The sequence below is a fragment of the Gallintestinimicrobium sp. genome (assembly GCF_046968865.1).
GTDB classification, from domain to species: Bacteria; Bacillota; Clostridia; order Lachnospirales; family Lachnospiraceae; genus Gallintestinimicrobium; species Gallintestinimicrobium propionicum.
Map to the genome: position 1 here is coordinate 1 of NZ_JBKVPW010000002.1, position 16860 is coordinate 16860.

At 44.6% G+C, this 16860-nt stretch carries 14 protein-coding genes and 1 pseudogene; 9 read left to right on the plus strand and 6 right to left on the minus strand.

Translation table 11 applies throughout. From position 1 onward, the window contains the following. From ACLTOQ_RS01725 to ACLTOQ_RS01740, 4 genes and pseudogenes are all read left to right on the plus strand, one after another. A pseudogene (locus tag ACLTOQ_RS01725) lies at positions 1–366 on the plus strand (ATP-binding protein); the annotation flags it as partial. A gap of 180 nt (positions 367–546) precedes the next feature. Next, a complete protein-coding gene (locus ACLTOQ_RS01730; protein WP_412318547.1) occupies positions 547–1188 on the plus strand; it encodes a hypothetical protein in 642 nt (213 codons plus the stop codon). Next, a complete protein-coding gene (locus tag ACLTOQ_RS01735) occupies positions 1172–2080 on the plus strand; it encodes a nucleotidyl transferase AbiEii/AbiGii toxin family protein (protein ID WP_412318549.1) in 909 nt (302 codons plus the stop codon). Before ACLTOQ_RS01730 ends, ACLTOQ_RS01735 begins: the two co-directional genes overlap by 17 nt. A 379-nt stretch (positions 2081–2459) precedes the next feature. Then, on the plus strand, positions 2460–2999 hold the full coding sequence (locus ACLTOQ_RS01740; protein WP_412318551.1) for a Uma2 family endonuclease: 540 nt from the start codon (positions 2460–2462) through the stop codon (positions 2997–2999). A 187-nt stretch (positions 3000–3186) separates the two neighbouring features. Here the strand turns inward: ACLTOQ_RS01740 and ACLTOQ_RS01745 are convergent, their stop codons facing one another. Further along, on the minus strand, positions 3187–4446 hold the full coding sequence (locus tag ACLTOQ_RS01745) for an IS110 family transposase (protein WP_147622923.1): 1260 nt from the start codon (positions 4444–4446) through the stop codon (positions 3187–3189). Positions 4447–4794: 348 nt separating this feature from the next. Between ACLTOQ_RS01745 and ACLTOQ_RS01750 the strand changes: the two genes are divergently transcribed. After that, positions 4795–6909 carry a glycoside hydrolase family 3 N-terminal domain-containing protein gene (locus ACLTOQ_RS01750; RefSeq protein WP_412318552.1) on the plus strand — a complete coding sequence of 705 codons (2115 nt, stop codon included), beginning with the start codon at positions 4795–4797 and terminating at the stop codon, positions 6907–6909. Between the two features lie 98 nt (positions 6910–7007). Here ACLTOQ_RS01750 and ACLTOQ_RS01755 read toward each other — a convergent pair whose 3' ends face one another. The 3 genes from ACLTOQ_RS01755 to ACLTOQ_RS01765 all read right to left on the minus strand — a co-directional run bounded on the left by ACLTOQ_RS01755 (position 7008) and on the right by ACLTOQ_RS01765 (position 9894). Then, positions 7008–7757, minus strand: coding sequence for a creatininase family protein (locus ACLTOQ_RS01755; RefSeq protein WP_262585433.1), 750 nt, complete (start codon positions 7755–7757; stop codon positions 7008–7010). A gap of 103 nt (positions 7758–7860) precedes the next feature. Beyond that, a complete protein-coding gene (locus ACLTOQ_RS01760) occupies positions 7861–9057 on the minus strand; it encodes an ATP-binding protein (RefSeq protein ID WP_412318554.1) in 1197 nt (398 codons plus the stop codon). Positions 9058–9258: 201 nt separating this feature from the next. Next, on the minus strand, positions 9259–9894 hold the full coding sequence (locus ACLTOQ_RS01765; protein WP_412318555.1) for an HD domain-containing protein: 636 nt from the start codon (positions 9892–9894) through the stop codon (positions 9259–9261). 465 nt (positions 9895–10359) lie between these two features. Between ACLTOQ_RS01765 and ACLTOQ_RS01770 the strand changes: the two genes are divergently transcribed. After that, positions 10360–11436 carry a M42 family metallopeptidase gene (locus ACLTOQ_RS01770; protein ID WP_412318557.1) on the plus strand — a complete coding sequence of 359 codons (1077 nt, stop codon included), beginning with the start codon at positions 10360–10362 and terminating at the stop codon, positions 11434–11436. A gap of 126 nt (positions 11437–11562) precedes the next feature. On the opposite strand, the gene ACLTOQ_RS01775 is transcribed toward ACLTOQ_RS01770, so the two are convergent. Beyond that, positions 11563–12273, minus strand: coding sequence for an HAD family hydrolase (locus ACLTOQ_RS01775; protein ID WP_412318559.1), 711 nt, complete (start codon positions 12271–12273; stop codon positions 11563–11565). 336 nt (positions 12274–12609) lie between these two features. Between ACLTOQ_RS01775 and ACLTOQ_RS01780 the strand changes: the two genes are divergently transcribed. The 3 genes from ACLTOQ_RS01780 (at position 12610) to ACLTOQ_RS01790 (ending at position 15406) form a co-directional block, all read left to right on the plus strand. Then, positions 12610–12999, plus strand: a complete 390-nt coding sequence (locus tag ACLTOQ_RS01780) for a VOC family protein (RefSeq protein ID WP_262585439.1) — start codon at positions 12610–12612, stop codon at positions 12997–12999. 152 nt (positions 13000–13151) lie between these two features. Further along, positions 13152–13511, plus strand: a complete 360-nt coding sequence (locus tag ACLTOQ_RS01785; protein WP_412318749.1) for a PD-(D/E)XK nuclease domain-containing protein — start codon at positions 13152–13154, stop codon at positions 13509–13511. A 122-nt stretch (positions 13512–13633) separates the two neighbouring features. Continuing rightward, a complete protein-coding gene (locus tag ACLTOQ_RS01790) occupies positions 13634–15406 on the plus strand; it encodes a S8 family peptidase (RefSeq protein ID WP_412318561.1) in 1773 nt (590 codons plus the stop codon). Positions 15407–15693: 287 nt separating this feature from the next. Here the strand turns inward: ACLTOQ_RS01790 and ACLTOQ_RS01795 are convergent, their stop codons facing one another. Continuing rightward, positions 15694–16776: an acyltransferase family protein gene (locus tag ACLTOQ_RS01795; protein WP_412270693.1), complete on the minus strand. Its 1083-nt coding sequence runs from the start codon at positions 16774–16776 to the stop codon at positions 15694–15696. Positions 16777–16860: the final 84 nt, after the last annotated feature.

Genomic DNA, 16860 nt, shown 5'->3' on the forward strand with positions numbered 1-16860 from the left:
CAGCAGGAGCCTACTCATATCATGGAGAACATTGTTTATAACGAGCTGCTGATCCGTGGCTACAATGTTGATGTGGGTGTCGTGGATATCTTCGATAAGGATAAAGAGGGCAAGCGTGTTCGTAAGCAGCTGGAGGTTGACTTTGTGGTGAATCAAGGCAACCAGAGGTATTACATTCAGGTTGCTTATGACATGACTTCGGAAGAAAAGCAGACTCAGGAGTTTAATTCTCTGCGTAATATCCCAGACTCTTTTAAGAAGATTGTCATTGTAAATGGCAGTAAGAAGCCTTGGAGAAATGAGGAAGGTTTTGTCATCATGGGAATGAAGTATTTCTTGTTGAATGCGAATAGCCTGGAATTTTAAGTCGATTCTCGGATTCTGAGAGTGGAAATGTGGGTGCCTGACCCCGGGAAAAAACAATAAAAAAACATATAGGTTTGAGCTGATTGAGGTGCCAGAAGACTTGCAATTTTGATATCTTTGACGTATTATAACAATAAAGAAAGCATATACTTCTAAAAAGTATCAAAGGAGGCAGAGAGAATGGCATTGATGAATGATGTGTATAGCTATATAGAAAACAACTACCAGCCGAATGAACCAATCTTTTTGTCGGAATTGAATATTCCCGGTATGAAAGCCGTGTCTGTTCGGCAGCAGATGAAGAAGCTAACAGAATCCGGGAAACTGAAGCGTTTTGATGCAGGGATATATTATATTCCAAAGAAGTCAATGTTTCGTTCAGGCTCCACTTTGTCAGTTGATGAAGTTATCAGAAAAAAGTATCTGTCAGACGGGGGAAACTGCTGTGGTTATGTTGGGGGAATTTTATTTGCAAACCAGCTCGGTTTGACCACTCAGGTTCCCGGAGTATATGAGATTTACACGAATAAGGCCACGACGGAGTACAGAGAAACACAATTGGCAAGTCTGCGTGTAATCTTAAGGAAACCATATTGTGCGATAGATGAGAAAAATGCGGCAACGCTTCAGTTTCTGGACTTACTAAAGGAGATTGTAGATATCTCAGAAGTAGACGGAGAAGAACTGACAAACCTTCTGATCGGCTATATGAAAAAGAAAAGCATCGGATTTGAAAGCATGAGACCGTTTTTACCGTACTATCCTGAGCGGATTTATAAAAATATGTATGAGGTAGGATTGTTAAATGGCGTATCTGCATGAGAATCGAGAAGAATTTACAAACGCAGTCAATCTGGCAAGTGAGTACTTTCACATCCTGCCGATTATTGCAGAGAAAGATTATTATGTGACGATGATTCTGCGGGAACTGTCGGAGCGTCAGGAATTTATTGTGTTCAAAGGCGGCACGTCACTTTCCAAATGTCATAAGGCAATCAAGCGTTTTTCTGAGGACATCGACATTACGATAGACTCCAAGCTGACACAGGGGCAGATGAAAAAGCTGAAGGAATCCATTAAGGCGATTGCGGGGCAGTTAGGACTGTCCATCCCGAATATTGATGACACCCGCAGCAGGAGAAGTTACAACCGTTATATTCTGGAGTATCAATCTGTACTTTCAGAGCCGGATGATGCTGTCCAGACTGCTGTGTTGATGGAAACTTCATTTGCAGAAGTGTCTTTTCCGACTGTTGTTCTGCCAGTCCATAGCTATATTGGAGACATGATGGCAGAAGAAGCGCCGGAAGAACTTGAAAATTTTTGCCTGGAACCTTTTGAAATGAAGGTGCAGGGGCTTGAACGTACTTTAGCAGACAAGGTTTTTGCCATTTGTGATTACTATATGCAGGGGCGGGTGAAAAAGCATTCACGCCACATTTATGATATTTATAAATTGCTTCAGATTGTTCCACAGACGGATGAGTTTAAAGCACTTATAAAAGAAGTGCGAGGCGTGAGAGCAATGACAAATATCTGCCCATCTGCACAGCCGGATGTGAACGTGCCTGAGATGTTGAAGTTTCTGATAGAAAACGAAGTTTATAAAGAGGATTACGAAAATATCACTGCCCGTATCTTGGAAGAAGATGTAAGCTATGATGTGGCAATTGAGGCGGTCAAAAAGATTGCAAAATCGGGAATGTTTGAATAAAAATCCAGTTGCTATGTACAAAACTCTACGGTAATATGTGCCGTAACTGAGGAAGTGAATCTCAGTTGGGAAGGACGGTAGCATTATAGAAAAACTGATCTTGTAAAAGGGCTTCGTTCATGATCTGCGCGAAGCAATTGTTGGTGTCTGACCCCGGGAAAAAGCAATGTGGCACATTGGTACCTGAGGATATGAGCGAAGATCAGACAGCGGGGACTTTCGTGGGAAATATGGATTGAGAAACGTGTGTAAACTGGTTATAATAAAACTGAGAAGTAAAATTATAGTATGATTAGCAGAAAGCGAGGTGACGATATCTACATTGGGGTCAGACCTCAGAAAGAAATTAGAAAGAAAACAGGACGCAGGAGGTGGAACAATGCCATCACCCAAAAAGACAGAATATACTTTGGAAGATATCTATGCACTGCCGGATGGACAGCGTGCAGAACTGATAAGTGGTCAGCTTTACAGGATGGCTCCGCCGAGTACACGACATCAGAGACTTGTTAATTTCCTGACAACTGAGATCAACCTTTATATAAGAAAGAAACAGGGAAGATGCGAAGTGCTGCCTGCGCCGTTTGCAGTATTTTTAGAGGACGCAAACGGGAACGAAAATCTTGTGGAACCTGATATATCGGTGATCTGCGACCCAGAGAAGATTGACGAAAAGGGATGTCATGGCGCGCCGGATTGGGTTATCGAGATCGTGTCACCGTCCAGCAAGTCAATAGACTACGGCAGGAAGCAGGCGTTATATCTTTTAAGCGGCGTGAGAGAATATTGGATCGTTGACCCAATACAGGAATCCGCTGTGATTTATCGCGCGGCAGAAGATTGGATATCGATGTTTTACAGGTTCGGAGATAGTCTGAAAGCTGGCATTTATGAGGATTTGGAAATTGTGATAGAGTAATATCAGAGGGGCAAAAATTAGATCGCGAAGGACAGAACCTGTGTTTCATGACGCATTGGTGTCTTTCGCAGAAAGAAGGGGTATAAGTTTGAAACAAAGAAGTAGAGGTTATCCGAGAAAAATAGATCATAACAAATGAACCATCCTTGGGGTGGCTTGAAAAATTAAATATTAACGCAACACCTAATCAGGAAACTGCTAAAGGTTCACCCTTTATGATGTAGCCTCGCTGTTTCAAAAGATTAAGTGCCTGTGAAGTGGAAAGAACTTTTCCTTCCTTCACAGGACGAGATTCAAGAAAACCTTCTGGAGTATATGGCTTTAAATCTGAAAGTATGTGCCAGATAGCGGTCAGGATCATACGGCAGATGGCAATGATGGCTTTCTTGTGACCACGGCGTGCTTTGATACGCTTGTAGCGGCTGGTAAATTCAGAATGCTTCTTCGATTTGATTAAAGCATTTGCAACTTGTACCAGAACTGGTTTAAAATAAGAACCAGCACGGGAAATCCTAGTGGATTTGATTTTTTGATTGCTTTGATCATTACGGGGACAGCATCCGGCCCAGGAGACGAGGTGTTTTGCTGTGGGGAAGACAGACATATCACCACCAATCTCTGAAAGCACTTGGATAGCAGTCAGCGGATTCTTATTGAATCCGGGAACAGTCCTTATTAAGTTTAAAGCAGCCTCATATTTATCACTGAGACGAAGGATTTCCTGTTCTACTTCTGAAATGTGCTTATTGAGTTCATCAATGTGGTCAAGACACTGTCTAAGTTTTACAACCTGTTCTTTCGAGATGGCACCATCAACAGCAGCCTGTATTTCTGTGATAGGAGTTTTGCATCTGCTATCAACAAAAGGTGCTATATCAAATTTTTCTCCTGGGTGTTGTAAAATATGTTCTGTAATAGAACGAGATGATTTACCAAATACATCAGAAAATACATCATCAAGCTTAAGATTAGACACGGTAAGACAATTTTGAGCACGGTTCTTCTCACCAGTAATCATACAAGTGAGCTTGAAACGGTATCTTACAAGATCGCGAAGCTCCCGGATGTCAGCAGGTGGAATAAAGGAAGGTTTGACCATACCACACATGTAAAGATCACAAATCCATTTGGCATCTTTACGGTCGGTCTTATTTCCTTTCATCGGCTTTGTGTATTTGGGATGGGATAGAGTAACCCAGAAACTGTGTTGCTCTAAGATATTGAAAACAGGGATCCAGTACTTACCAGTTGATTCCATGCAAACATCTTTACAGTTGTACTTTGCAAGCCAGTCACACAGCTCATTCAATCCTTTGGTAAAGGAAGAAAAGCGAGCTTGCTTATACTCCGTGCGATTGTTGGAATCAGTGATGCCGATACAGGCATAGATCCATGTTTTGTGGACATCAAGTCCACAACAGTTGAACTTAAAAATTTTAAATGACAAGAAACTACCTCCTGGTATTTATAGTTATAAAACTGACAGTGACTGGTCATCCGGCGAGATCGAGTCGACTTCGGAAGAGATAAGTTTACGGGCTACTGTTATGCGCCACTCATTGATGCCTTAACGGATGACCGACAACAAATATTTATACGAGGTCGCCGCTATACAGCCCCGCCACTTACCCCCACGTGTTCTGTAGTGTGTCAGTCTTATAGGTAAATAATATCAGAAGGGCAAAAAATTAGATAGCGAAGGACAGAACCTGTGTTTCATGACGCATTGGTGTCTTTCGCAGAAAGACGGGCTATATTTATGGAAATACATGAATTACAGCAATTGCTGTCAGAAATGTCATTACAGGAAAAAATAGGACAGATGGTGCAGCTCACCGGTGTATACTTCGATAAAGAGGCAGTACTCACCGGTGTTGTTGGCGAACAGTTACCACCGGAATGGATCATTCAATATGCCGGTTCAGTGCTTGGAGTGATCGGTAAAGATAAAATTTATGATATTCAGAGCAGATATATGGAACAGCATCCCCATCATATTCCGCTTCTTTTTATGGCAGATGTTATCCATGGATGTCGGACGATTTTTCCGATTCCGTTGGGGCAGGCGTGTTCATTTCATCCGGAACTGGTGTCTGAGGCGGCTTCTATAGCTGCCTCAGAGGCATCTTCAGAAGGGCTCAGAGCAACATTTTCTCCTATGATTGATGTTTCAAGAGATCCCAGATGGGGAAGGATGATGGAATCCTTTGGAGAAGATCCATATGTAAATGGGATCATGGGAAAAGCAATGGTAGATGGCTATCAGCAGAAAGATGATGCCGGAATAGCGGCATGCCTGAAGCATTTTGCGGGTTATGGGGCAGTGAATGCAGGAAGGGAATATAATGATGTTGAAATATCCAAGCGGACATTTCTGGAACAGTATGTAAAACCTTTCCGTATGGCATTAAAAGCAAAGCCTGCTATGGTCATGACAGCTTTTAATGCTATTGACCGTAAACCGATAAGCGGAAATAAGGAACTTCTTAAAGGGCTTCTGCGGGATAAGGAAGGATTTGAGGGAACTGTAATTTCAGATTGGGGCTCCATAGGCCAGCTGGAAGAACAGGGAGTGGCAGCTGATATGGAAGAAGCAGCAATCCAGGCTTCAGAAGCCGGTGTAGACATTGATATGATGAGTCCTGCTTATATGCTGTGTCTTGAAAAACTGGTAGAAAGCGGCAAAATTCCGGAAGCGTTTGTTGATGAAAGTGCATTCAGGGTCCTGATGATGAAAAATCAGCTGGGGCTTTTTGAAAATCCGTTTGCCGGTCTTGGAAAGAGTGGAAAACTGACTTTGCATAACCGGGAAAAGGCATATCAGCTGGCGGGCGAAAGCTGTGTCCTTTTGAAAAATGAAAAGCTGCTGCCATTAAGCAGGAAGAAGAAAGTTATCTGGGCAGGTCCTTATACAGCGTCAAGAGAACTATTAAGCCGCTGGTCAATTTTTGGAGAACATGAGGCAGTTGAAACAATAGAAGATGTTTTGCAAAAAAAGCAGATAGAAGCAGAATGTATTACAGGATGCAATATTCTTTCTGATGAAGAGTGTAAGGTATGGCAGGTGGAACAGGAATTGTCTGACAAGCCAAGGGATGAGCAGTGGCTGGAAACGATAACCCATGAAGATACGGTTGTATGTGTACTGGGTGAACATGAATCCCAGTCAGGAGAGGCTGCCAGCAGGGCATTCCTGACTTTGCCGGAAGAGCAGCAGGTGTTATTTGAAAAAATAGCAGAACGTACAAGTAATATCGTGACTGTGGTAATTGCAGGAAGACCATTGGACCTGCGGAGGATATCAGAAAAATCCAAGGCTGTCATTATGGCATGGAGACCAGGAACTATGGGAGCTGAAGCAATCATAGATATTGTGTATGGCAGAATAAACCCTTCCGGCAAATTATCTGTGAGTATTCCATGGTGTGTGGGACAGGTGCCCATAAGCTACTGGGATGTAAAAACCGGACATATACTTACAGAAGATAATTCAGAAAACCGTTTCACCAGCAGATATATGGATATCCCGAATACGCCGTTATATCCATTCGGTTATGGATTGTCCTATACAGAGTTTGATATTTCGGACATTGATGTGCAGATAGGACAGGATAAAAAAGTACATGTACATTGTAATGTGTGCAATACAGGGAATGTTGCGGGAGCAGAAGTAGTCCAGTGTTATTATGAAACATTATATGCATCTGTAGTACGTCCAAAGAAAGAGCTTATCCGTTTCAGGAAGGTGTTCCTGGAGCCGGGGGAGAAGAAGGATGTAGATTTCTTTATTGACCAGGAAGAATTCTCATATTATGGCAAAAACATGGAAATCGTCAGCAGCGGAATGAAACTGCGTATCAGTGTTGGAAACAGTAGTGACCACCTTGTTTCTGAGAACATTAGGATCTAACCAAGCTTTTTGCTCAAACCGGTCAGGCTTTCGGCGAAGTGTTACGATAAGCACTCATTAAAAATCTCCATTGGTTTTGTCAGCCAATGGAGATTTTTTCAGTTCTGTCTGTCTTTTATTTCTTTATACTCTTTTTCAATGCCTGAAATTAATGTTTTCATTGTATACTCCAGGATTTCGTTACCGAATGCCGCAGAAGAATCTCTGACAGGGTGGCGTCCTGCGATTCCAATCAGATTGCTTTCATCTTCTTTTACCTGTCCAAAGTCAACCAGATCCGGGCGCACAGCCATAACGATAGAAGTCTCATTCGCTCCGGCATGGTCATTCTGATATTTTAACTTCTCATCTTCCGCATATGTCCAGGCCGTAAAAATACGCAGACCATATTTTTCTTCTGCTTCTTTTGTTAGTTCCTGAAATGCATGGATTGACGGTCCATGTCCATGTCCGACGACAATACGCACTCCTGCTCTGGAAAGCTGGGCAAAAATACTGCGCAGATAGTCCTGAAACAGTTCTTTTTCCAGCCAGTAAGCACTGCCTTTCAGCTGCTGGACGTAATAGGTATGCAGTGCGCCCTCGGTATTGATATCCATTCCATAAAATGACTTTTCATGGTCATGAAATACACGGTCAGGACCCATAAAGAGTATTGGAAGTACCACACCGCCAACTTTTTCCGCTACCCGGACAAACAGTTCTTTTGACTGGATTCCATCGGCTCCAAGAGGCATATGCGGACCATGCCATTCTAATGTACCAAGAGGCAGATATGCAACCGGCATCTCCTGCATTCTCTGGACAAATTCTTCTGGAAGCAACTCTTCATATAATACTTTTTTCATAGCTGGTCTCCTTTCAAATTGTACGATCGTCACACTTGTATATTAAGTATAACGACCATAGTTAATCTGTTCAAGAGATAAAGCGTAAGTTGAAAAAATCCGGTTATTCTTGTAGTAACCAATCGGCTATATCGTGAATTTCGATTCCTTCATAGCTATATAGGGGATGTTTGGTTCTGGCAATAATCATTTTCGGATAAGCATCTCGAATCTGAAGCAGAGGAGAGCATTCTCTCTCAAATGTTTCCTGCCCGGAAATGTTGTCGCTGACCTGAATATAAAACTTCTCGCTACCTCTCTGAGCAACAAAGTCGATTTCCTTTTGATAGAGCTTGCCGACATAAACATCATATCCACGGCGAAGAAGCTCGATGCATACGATGTTTTCATATACTCTGCCATAATCCATATTTCTGCTCCCCAGTATTGCATATCGAATACCGCTGTCACACAAATAGAACTTTTCAGAGCTTTCAAGGTATTTCTTACCTCGGATGTCGTATCTCTTAATATCATAAAATACAAAAGCATTGCACAAATACTTAATGTACTTGCCGACGGTTACATGATTGGTTGGAGTCTCATTTGCTGTCAGTAGCTGACTGATCTTATTAGGAGAAGTCAGATTGCTGATATTATCCATAAGGAACTCGCTCAGACGCTGCAAAACCAAAGTGTCTGGCAGAGCATATTTCTGTACTAAGTCCCTTGTAACAATGGTTTCGTAGACTTCCTTTATATAGTTTGTTCTGTCTTTTTCGGTTCTATAAGCATAGGAACCTGCTAAACCGCCCTTGATAGCGTACTCATCAAAGAGCTTATCTTTGTCACTAATATCATCATAATATTGGCAATATTCCTGGAAGCTGAAAGGAAACACATGAATTTCAATATAGCGTCCGGTAAACAGAGTTGCCAGATCCGCACTCAACAGGAAAGCATTAGAGCCTGTTACATAGATGTCGTATTTTCCCTTAGAGTACAGGCTGTTGATTGCCAGCTCAAACTTGGGACACATCTGAACCTCGTCTACAAACAGGTAGTTCGTTTTGCCTTCCTGATAATGTTCTTCCACATAGGCGTGTAAGGCATGGTATTCCTTGATTTCTTCATACGCCAAATCCATGAAATCAATGAAGATAATATTGATGTTTTCAAAATTGCTTTTCAGATACGCAATATACGCCTGCATCAGTTTGGACTTACCAGATCGACGAATACCTGTGATGATCTTGATGTCAGGAGTGCCATTCAGTTCAATGATTCTATCGAGATATTTTGCTCTCGTGATTGTTTTCATATAGTTGCCCACTTTCAAAAATTGAAATTTTTTTATTTTTCGAAACCACCTCGTTGTACTTAGTATACTGGCAGATAATAGGATATGCAAGATGTCGCTTTCAAAAACACAATTTTTTTTATTTTTTGAAAGTGGAAACTGCGAAAGAAGAAGCAATTGAAGCTACAGGCACTAATTCCTAAGCGGTCTATGCCTGATCATTTATAATACCTTGGAACCGTTCGCAGTCAGTTTAAAGGTCATTCCAAGGACATCTGCTGCCCCACGGCACATCATCATCCGTCCAAGGAAGATTTCAAAATATTCATACATGGTACAAATTTTGGTGTCAATCTGCAGATTCAGGGCAATTACATGCTTCTCATCAATAACAGCATAGTTCACCCGGTCATGCTTGTCAAAGGTTGCTTCATTCTTCTCGCGGACTCTGCTGCGGCGTACATCTGTCTTATCTGCAATAATTAATGCCGCTGAAACCGGATCAGTCGCCCCGCCTGTCGATTCATCGTGGTGTCCGATCGCTGAAACGACCGTAATCCGGTCCTCCATATCCATATCGGTTTCTTTTAAAATATCATTGGCAAGCAATGCCCCGTACTCTGCGTGATGTGTCCGGTTAATTGCATTTCCGATATCATGCATCCAACCGGCAATCTTTACAAGTTCAATGTCCTTCTCTGGATAATCCAACTTTTTCAGGATATAGGCGGCACGGTCCGCCACCATGGCTGCATGAGCCTTGGAATGATCCGTATACCCCATCGCTCCAAGATTATCATTTCCCTTGCGGATCAGGGCCAGTACTTCTTTATTTTTTCTTATTTTCTGTTCAATCATAATTTTCCTCTTTTCTGTTTACCCTTTATAGTAGACAGATCTGCGAGGAAGTAAAAGAATAGTTGCGTATAAACTTTGTAAGTGTTGTGTAAGGTGACATTTTTTCATAGGAATTGCTTCTAAGTCTATGTAGTTCCCCCTTGGCCATAAATCGTGGATATACGGATGTTCACGGTACAAAATTTTCACATCCGATGCGTTTCTGAAAACGGAAAATATCGAGACGAACAATAGAATGCACGCTCTGCGAGCATTCTATTGTCATGAATAAAAGTTTCCGAAATGGGAAAATAATTTGATATTCTACGTGTAATATGCCATACTGAGAAAAAAGGAAGGTGTAGTGTGAAAAATAAGCGTGATCGCTTATTTTTCACACAGCTATTTGTGCCGCAGGCGTCACAAAGTAGCTATTGATCGCACGCGATTCCTTCGGCGCAAAGCGCCTGCGGAATGGAGATTAGAATGGATAAAAAAACAACGCTGGAAATGATTGCAGCAATTTCAAATGCAAACGGTACATCTGGTTTCGAAGATGAAGTGGTAGCGGCGATTCGTCCTTATGCAGAAGGACTTGGAGAAATTACAGAAGATTGTATGCGCAACCTGTATATTCGCCGTAAAGAAAATAATGGCAAGCGTCCGGTTGTTCAGCTTGACGCACATAGTGACGAGGTTGGTTTTATGGTGCAGGCAATCTGCCCGAACGGAACACTTCGCATTATTCAGATCGGAGGTTGGGTTAACCACAATATTCCGGCACATAAAGTCTGGGTTCGCAACCGATTCGGAGAATATATTCCGGGAATTACTGCCAGCAAGCCTCCGCATTTCATGACAGAACAGGAGCGTAAAGCTCCTTTGGATATGAAAGATATCACGGTGGATGTTGGAGCTGTTTCGAAAGAAGAGGCAATTGAAAAGTTCGGTATTCGTATCGGGGAACCGGTAGTGCCGGATGTGACCTTTACATATTCAGAAACCACAGATCTGATGGTAGGCAAGAGTTTTGACTGCCGTTTGGGATGCGCAGCGATTCTTAAGACGATGCATAACCTGGCTGGTCAGGAGCTGAATGTTGATATTGTTGGTGCTTGTGCAGCGCAGGAAGAAGTTGGTGTACGTGGTGCCACCGTGACGGCACAGGTAATTAAGCCGGATATCGCAATTGTTTTTGAGGGATGCCCGGCAGATGATACCTGCGTTGAACCGTATATGGTTCAGACTGCTATCAAACGTGGACCGATGCTGCGTCACATAGATGCCCGTATGATTACCAATCCGCGTTATCAAAGATATGCGCTGGATTTGGCAGAAAAACTTGGGATCCCGGTTCAGGATGCAGTTCGCAGTGCTGGTGCAACCAATGGTGCAGCGATACATCTGACTGAAAAAGCGGTGCCGGTTATCGTTATCGGAGTTCCGGTTCGCTATGCACATACACATTACGGAATTTCAGCGTATGCCGATTTTGATAACGCTGTTAAGCTGGCATGTGAAATTCTCAAAAGACTTGACGAAGAGCAGATTAAGAGTTTCTAACCATAAGCAAAAATGGAAGTATTCTCCACATCGGATACTTCCATTTTTGGTATTATTCATGACAATAGAATACTCGCAGAGTGTGCATTCTATTGTTTTTCAGGAGTGCCGCTGAGTGCTCTTTCATCAGAACAGCTCCGCGATTTCCGCGATTTTCTCGCAGTTTTTCGGCAGCGAACCGTTCATTTTCGGTGACTGGCGCGTTGCCACGTAACGGCTTGCAATTCCGGCAGAGGCGGCACCGTGGCAGTCAGCAATGTCGTCATTTCCTGTCATCAGGCATTCTGACGGGTTGAGGTGATACTGCTTCAGCAGCATCTCATAAAATGCCGGATCCGGTTTTTTCACACCGGCATCTGACGAGAGCAGGATTCCGTCAAAGTATTTCGTCAGGCCGAGCAGGGAAATTTCCGGTGCGGTGAAAAGCGCCTGTGCATTGGACAGCAGAAAAACCTTCTTTCCTGCGTCTTTTAAACGCTGCAGCATTTCCGGCACGCCCGGGAACAGGCTCAGTTCTTCTATTGAAATCGCACGGAACATTTTCGCCAGATCCGCAATTTCTTCTTCCGTTACCGAAACAGCTTTATCCTCAAACAACTGCCGGAACACATCGGCAATGTTGATTTCCGGCACATGGCTGCCGTAGCATTCCGTTCTAAGTGCAGCTTCCTGTTCTTTGATTTTTGTCTCATACGCTGTCCGGAGTTCTTTCGGCTCATAGGCAGCGCCTTTCATCCCGAAGAACAGGCTCATTTTTTTCCAGAGATACGCTTTCTTTTCATTCGTATGTATATCTACGAGGGTTCCATATAAATCAAAAATATAATTCTGATACATCCTTCATGATCCTTTCTGTACGGAAAGCTTTTTACACGACACGTATTCTAGCAGACTTTTCTCCGCAATTCCATATCTTTTTCCAGGTGTTCTATCTTTTTTCAGCACCAATGCTGTCCATCAAACCAGATCGTTAAAATCTGTTTTGTCTTGTGCCCAGGGGAAAATTGGATTGAGAAACGTGTGTAAACTGGTTATAATGAAGCTGAGAAGCAGGAATTTGTTGACCTGGCCCCGGAAAAAACATACCGTCTATTCCGGGTAAGAATGAGGTGGAATTATTTATCAGAAATAACAGGCGATAGATAATATACTATGACAGAAAGAGGTGTTTTCATGATTAAAAACAGAAGGATCGGACATATTGGTATTGCTACCAATGATGTTGAAAGAGATGTGCAGTGGTATGTAGATGTGCTTGGCTTTGAAGTGACCGGCAAATTTCAAAATGGAAACGATACTGTTTATTTTTTGAAAAATGATGATGTTGTTTTTGAAATATTCCCATCAGATTCTCGACTCCCGGATGAGGTTTCCGGAAGAATTGATCACTATAGTTTTGCTTCTGATGACATTGAGTCTGACTATGCATATTGCGTAGAGAACGGATATAAGATCGTTACCGATGGTATTGAAGGGATCGCAGGATTTTGGGACAACGGTATCCGGTATTTCAAGATAGCAAGTCCAACGGGGGAACAGTTTGAGTTCTGCCAGATCTTGTGATGGAAAAGAACCATCCGGAGGCTGCCTGCAAATATTATGAAATTGCGACAACATCAGGATACGAAACCGCAAGCGTTTAATCTTGAACTGGCAGCAGTCCATGCTTCAATGGCACGGGGGATCAACTTGCCATTCGGACTCTCAGCAATTCGATTAGTGTTTTCGACACGAAAGCACCAGAGAAAGAAAAGGAGAGTTCCTATCATACGCTTTTGGTTGGTCTGTTAACAGGAAATACAGACTGGGTGGTCAGGTCAAATGTGGAAGCAGGAGAGGGGGTTGCTGATATTATTATTGAACCGGAAGACCCGGATGCAGGTATTATCCTCGAACTCAAATATTCAAAAGAAGCGAATGGATTGGAGAAAGCCTGTGAAAAGGCAATAGAACAAATCAAAAACCGAAGATATTCTGAATATCTAAAAAACGATGGCCGCCACAATATGACGCTTTATGGTATCGCTTTTTATAAAAAGAGAAGCAAGGTTGTAGTTGAAAAAATTGGCAGCTGAGATGAGAATAAAACATTAACCATGATGACCGTCCGACAAAAATGCCGCAAAAAGCAGGCACCATCGGATGCTACCGGCATAAATATAAGAAAGAAGCCTCTGCAGAAAAGGAATGATCTGCCATGGAATCAGAAAAGCTGGAGGATCTGCTGCTGTTGAGCCTGTCGGCAAGTAAAGGACAGAGGGAACGCTCGGAGGTTCTGGATGTGGGAGTGACCAGGGACAAAAACCTGCGGGAGGTCATCGTCAAATACAGTGGGGACATCGACGGACTGCAGATACCCGGAATGGAGATACAAAAGCTTCTGGCGGGCTATGCAATTGTAAAGCTTCCGGAGGATCAGATCGGAGCGCTCGTGGCTGCCCGGGAGATCGAATATGTGGAGATGCCGAAAAATCTGCAGACCGGTTTGTATGAGGCGAAGCGTGTCAGCTGTATTTTGCCTCTTCTTTCGCAGGGGGATGAGGGCGCACCCCTGGATGGAAAAGGCGTGTTGATCGCTGTTTTGGATTCCGGGATCGATTATCGGATGCCGGATTTTCGAAAGGAAGATGGCAGCAGCCGGATTCTGGCTTTGTGGGATCAGGAACTGGAACGGGAGTTTTCACAGGAACAGATTGACGAGGCACTGCAGGCAGAAAGCCGGGACGGGGCGCTGGAGCTTGTGCCGAGCATCGACCGCTCCGGACATGGAACGGCGGTGGCGGCGATTGCTGCCGGGGGCAATCCAAATCTCCGGCTGAGGGGCGCTGCGCCGGGCGCCGGGCTGTTGGTCGTGAAGCTTTCCCAAAAACAGAATGGCTATCCACATACGACGCAGCTGATGAGCGCAGTGTCCTGGTCGCTTTCCAAAGCTGCCAAAATCGGGCAGCCACTCGTCATCAACATCAGCTACGGAAACTGTTACGGACCGCATGACGGTTCCTCCCTGCTGTGTCGTTTTCTGGACAATGCAGCGGAAAGCGGGCGGACGGCAATCTGTGTAGGCTGCGGAAACGAGGGTGCGGCAGGCGGTCATGCGTCCGGACAACTGGAAAAAAATGTAGCGGACGTTAGTTCCCGTGCTGACGGATTGTCCGGCAATCTGCAGAGGGAAAGGGAAACGCTTGAGCTGATCATCGGGGAATATGAGCGGACGCTGAATATACAGCTGTGGAAAAACTATGCCGATGTGTTCACAGTGATTTTGCAGACACCATCCGGACAGGAAATCATCGTACAGCCAGATAAAAACGGACGGCAGGATGTGCTGACAAACGGGACGGAGGTATTGGTTTATGCCGGGCAGCCGTCGCCGTACTCTGTCTGGCAGGAGATTTTTTTTGACCTGCTCCCACGGGATCGTTATATTGAGTCCGGAATCTGGACCTTTCACCTGATTCCGGAAAAAATCGTGCTCGGCAGCTATCAGTTGTATTTACCGACCCAGCAGAGCCGTTCTGCAGATACGCGGTTTGTACGGCCCGATCCGCTTTTGACGATGACGATTCCTTCGACGGCGCAAAAGGTGATTTCGGTCGGAGCAATCCACTCATATTATGAAGCGTATGCGGATTTTTCGGGAAGAGGCGAGAAAATAAACAGGGAAAACCGCCTGATGTTTGCGGACTCCAAGCCGGATCTGGCAGCGCCGGGGGTCGATCTTTTGGTTCCGACATCGGAGGGGAGCACGCAGCGCGTAAGCGGGACCTCCTTTGCGACACCGCTCGTTTCCGGCGCAGCGGCACTTTTGATGGAGTGGGGAATTGAAAAGGGAAATGATCCGTATCTGTACGGGGAGAAACTAAAGGCATATCTGCGAAAAGGCGCGAAGAAGCTGCGGGGCGAGACGGACTATCCGAATGAGCGGGTGGGGTATGGGGCGCTGTGTGTTTCAGAGAGTTTGCCCAAATAACTGTCTTTTTGTGAGAAATATGAATTGAAGGTGAATATATTAAAGTAATGGACCCGGATACAGCACCAAGATATAAAAAATATGTTCCGTATTGGGCATAATTTAAGTTTCGCTAAGTTTCACTTATATAAGCATGTGAGAGAACTATAATAGAAAAATATGTAAAAAAGGCACTGAAAGCCATAGGATTTTGGGTTTGACAGTGCTTTTTCTTTGTGAAAAGAGAAAAAACAACAAATTTAAGTTTTGCTAAGTTTCGCTGCAAATTTCGGATAAACGGATCCCCTTTACCGCGCGGCAGCTTTGGCATGACGCTTCCGCACCCGGTGCTCCAACGCCTTGTAAAAGCTGCTCAGGCAAAGTGTGAGCAAAAATACGGTCAGGGTCCAGACCACAGGATGTGCCGTAAGACCAAGCTTGTTTGCAGCCAACTCCATATACCGGATCAGTACCTGATGAATCAGAAAGCCGTAAGGCGACAGCCCGGCCAGCCACAAAAACGGCTTTGCGGAAAGCAGCCGGGAAATCACTCCCTTGCCCACGGCGAGCAGCCAGACCAGCAGCACCGCAGAGGGGGTGAACAGCACGTTGTACCGGAAGGCTACCGCGCCCAAAGCTCCTACCTGTCTGGCAGCGATGAAAAAGCAACCGCCCGAAAACAGCACAGCTGCCAGCTCCAGAAGGGAAAAGGCACCGTGCGGTATGCGCTCCTCCTTGCGGCTGTGGTAAAGGCAGCCCATACAGCAGCTGATGGCAAAATCTCCTGCCCGGAAAAGAGGACACAGATAGGTCAGGTAAAATATGGACTTTCCACTGAGTCCGGCCTTCCAGATTGCAAGGGAGAAAAGGAATTGTGCGCAGAAAATCGCGGCAGCGATGCAGCGCAGCCTGCGAGTATCGACTTTTTTCAGCAGGGCGAGCAGACCGGGAAAAATAGCATACAGAAAAGCCTGCACCGAAAGATACCACGCGACTCCGTTTAAGCAGAACCAGAAACGGCTGGAGGGGATCCATGTTTGCAGCAGGAAAATGCTTACCCCAAGCTCTGCTGCACAGGACAGCACCCCGCGGGCAGAGGGCTGCGCCCAAAGACCCTTCAGCACAAGGAGAAGGGCAGCAACCATCATAATAAGGTGCAGCGGATATAACTTGCGTATTTTTTGCAGGGAAAAGGTCATGGCAGACCGCAGTCCCGGTGCTGTGCGCGGGCGGTCGTAATAGTTGCAGGTCATCAGAAAACCGGATAGCGCCACAAATACGGAAATTGCCCACGGCCCCAGCCACGGTGCGCCGCAATGGGACAGGACCACGCTCAGAAATGCAACTGCCCGCAGCCCCTGTAAAGATGAAATCAGCTTTTTGTCTGTCACAGTATCCTCCGTTCTGCCGCAAGGCGTGATTCATGACAATAGAATGTTCGCGGAGCGTGCATTCTATTGTATTGCGAATGGCGT

What these genes read in the sequence shown, in the direction of transcription:
- ACLTOQ_RS01730 (WP_412318547.1), top strand. Translation starts at nt 547, where the DNA reads ATGGCATTGATGAATGATGTGTATAGCTATATAGAAAACAACTACCAG.
- ACLTOQ_RS01735 (WP_412318549.1), top strand. Translation starts at nt 1,172, where the DNA reads ATGGCGTATCTGCATGAGAATCGAGAAGAATTTACAAACGCAGTCAAT.
- ACLTOQ_RS01740 (WP_412318551.1), top strand. Translation starts at nt 2,460, where the DNA reads ATGCCATCACCCAAAAAGACAGAATATACTTTGGAAGATATCTATGCA.
- ACLTOQ_RS01750 (WP_412318552.1), top strand. Translation starts at nt 4,795, where the DNA reads ATGTCATTACAGGAAAAAATAGGACAGATGGTGCAGCTCACCGGTGTA.
- ACLTOQ_RS01755 (WP_262585433.1), bottom strand. Translation starts at nt 7,757, where the DNA reads ATGAAAAAAGTATTATATGAAGAGTTGCTTCCAGAAGAATTTGTCCAG.
- ACLTOQ_RS01760 (WP_412318554.1), bottom strand. Translation starts at nt 9,057, where the DNA reads ATGAAAACAATCACGAGAGCAAAATATCTCGATAGAATCATTGAACTG.
- ACLTOQ_RS01765 (WP_412318555.1), bottom strand. Translation starts at nt 9,894, where the DNA reads ATGATTGAACAGAAAATAAGAAAAAATAAAGAAGTACTGGCCCTGATC.
- ACLTOQ_RS01770 (WP_412318557.1), top strand. Translation starts at nt 10,360, where the DNA reads ATGGATAAAAAAACAACGCTGGAAATGATTGCAGCAATTTCAAATGCA.
- ACLTOQ_RS01775 (WP_412318559.1), bottom strand. Translation starts at nt 12,273, where the DNA reads ATGTATCAGAATTATATTTTTGATTTATATGGAACCCTCGTAGATATA.
- ACLTOQ_RS01780 (WP_262585439.1), top strand. Translation starts at nt 12,610, where the DNA reads ATGATTAAAAACAGAAGGATCGGACATATTGGTATTGCTACCAATGAT.
- ACLTOQ_RS01790 (WP_412318561.1), top strand. Translation starts at nt 13,634, where the DNA reads ATGGAATCAGAAAAGCTGGAGGATCTGCTGCTGTTGAGCCTGTCGGCA.